General features: G+C 68.5%; 2 protein-coding genes. One reads left to right on the forward strand and one right to left on the reverse strand.

Features of this window, described 5'->3' with window-relative positions; translation table 11 throughout:
- Positions 1–33: 33 nt before the first annotated feature.
- On the reverse strand, positions 34–501 hold the full coding sequence (locus ACFU7Y_RS43190) for an RDD family protein (protein ID WP_224283946.1): 468 nt from the start codon (positions 499–501) through the stop codon (positions 34–36).
- 275 nt (positions 502–776) lie between these two features.
- On the opposite strand from ACFU7Y_RS43190, the gene glnA reads away from it, so the two are divergent.
- Positions 777–2,189, forward strand: a complete 1,413-nt coding sequence (gene glnA / locus ACFU7Y_RS43195; protein ID WP_224283945.1) for a type I glutamate--ammonia ligase — start codon at positions 777–779, stop codon at positions 2,187–2,189.
- The last annotated feature ends 54 nt before the right edge of the window (positions 2,190–2,243 follow it).

Consider the following 2,243-nt stretch of genomic DNA (forward strand, 5'->3'; position numbering starts at 1 on the left):
GCGGCGGGGCCGTTCGGCGTCCCGGGACCGGCGCTAGATCCGGACCTCGACGGTACCGACCGCCTTGTCGTGCAGGCCGCGGGTGTCGCGGTCCCAGACCAGCGGCGGCACCACCAGGCAGAGCAGCAGGGTGCGCAGCAGGACCTGCGGGATGGTCGCGCGGCGGCCGTCCAGGCGGACCACCCGGAGGCCGAACAGCCGCTTGCCGACCGTCGTACCGGTGGTGGACAGCAGCAGGGCCGCGACGACGAAGTACAGCGGGCTGGTCCACAGGTTGGCCTCGGCCTGGTCGCCGCGGGCGACCAGCCCGTACGAGATCAGAGCGACGAGCCAGCCGTCCACGAACAGGGCGCCGATCCGGCGGCCGGGGCCGGCGATCGAGCCGGGGCCCTCCTTGGGCAGCCCGAGGCGCTCGCCGCGGTGGCCGAAGTCGGCGCCCATCTTCTCGGCGGCCGCCCGGGGGCCGTCGATCCACGATCCCAACGCTTCTCTGGTGTCCACGAATCCACACTAACCGGGCCGACGGAGTGCGCCGCCACCGGCTCCCCTCCGGCCGGGACATCACCCCCGACCGGGTGAATCGCCGTTCCGGGGGCTTTCCAAGTGGTCCAGACCACTTGCCGGAGGGCGCCCAGCTCGACGGGGCGGTTTGTACCGTCCCGTACGTCTTTGCCACCCGTCCGGCGGTCGTGGTTAACATCTAGGAAACGAGCGGGTCACCGATTGGAAACGACCCATTCCTATGGTGAGCCCAATTCGCACGCCGAGGAGGATGGATGTTCAACAACGCCGCCGAAGTGAAGCAGTTCATCCAGGACAACGACGTGAAGTTCGTCGACGTCCGTTTCTGCGACCTGCCGGGCGTCTTGCAGCACTTCTCCGTACCTGCGGCGACCTTCGATCCGTCCGAGATCCTGATGTTCGACGGCTCGTCGATCCGCGGCTTCCAGGCCATCCATGAGTCCGACATGGCCCTCGTGCCGGACCTCGCCACGGCCCGCCTCGACCCGTTCCGGGCCGAGAAGCACCTCAACATCAACTTCTTCATCCAGGACCCGGTCACCGGCGAGGCGTACAGCCGCGACCCGCGCAACGTCGCCAGGAAGGCCGAGGCCTACCTGGCCTCCTCCGGCATCGCCGACACCGCGTTCTTCGGGCCCGAGGCCGAGTTCTACGTCTTCGACTCGGTCCGCTTCGAGACCAGCGCCAACGCGTCCTTCTACCACATCGACTCGGAGGCCGGCGCCTGGAACACCGGCGCCGCCGAGGGCGACGTGCGCGGCTACAAGGTCAAGTACAAGGGCGGGTACTTCCCCGTCCCGCCGGTCGACCACTTCGCCGACCTGCGCGCCGAGATGTCGCTGGAGCTCGCCAAGGCCGGGCTGGAGGTCGAGCGCCAGCACCACGAGGTCGGCACCGCCGGCCAGGCCGAGATCAACTACAAGTTCAACACCCTGCTGCACGCCGCCGACGACCTGATGCTGTTCAAGTACATCATCAAGAACGTCGCCTGGCGCAACGGCAAGACCGCCACCTTCATGCCCAAGCCGATCTTCGGTGACAACGGCTCGGGCATGCACGTCCACCAGTCCCTGTGGAGCGAGGGCACGCCGCTCTTCTACGACGAGCAGGGCTACGCCGGGCTCTCCGACACCGCCCGCTACTACATCGGCGGCCTGCTGCGGCACGCCCCCTCGCTGCTGGCCTTCACCAACCCCTCGGTGAACTCCTACCACCGCCTGGTGCCGGGCTTCGAGGCGCCGGTCAACCTGGTCTACTCGCAGCGCAACCGCTCCGCCGCGATCCGCATCCCGATCACCGGCTCCAACGCCAAGGCCAAGCGCATCGAGTTCCGCGCCCCCGACCCGGCCTCCAACCCCTACCTGGCCTTCTCCGCCATGCTGATGGCCGGCCTCGACGGCATCCGCAACAAGATCGAGCCGCTGGAGCCGGTCGACAAGGACCTCTACGAGCTGGCCCCCGAGGAACACGCCAACGTCCCCCAGGTGCCCTCCTCCCTCCCCGCCGTCCTGGAGGCCCTGGAAGCCGACCACGAGTACCTCCTCGCCGGCAACGTCTTCACCTCGGACCTCATCGAGACCTGGATCGACTACAAGCGCACCAACGAGATCGCCCCGATCGCCCTCCGCCCCCACCCGCACGAGTTCGAGCTCTACTACGACCTGTAGAAAACCCGCTGATCTGCGGGAACGGGCAGGGACCGGCGCCGGGTGGCGCCGGTC

Source organism: Kitasatospora sp. NPDC057542 (assembly GCF_042801945.1).
GTDB lineage: Bacteria > Actinomycetota > Actinomycetes > Streptomycetales > Streptomycetaceae > Kitasatospora.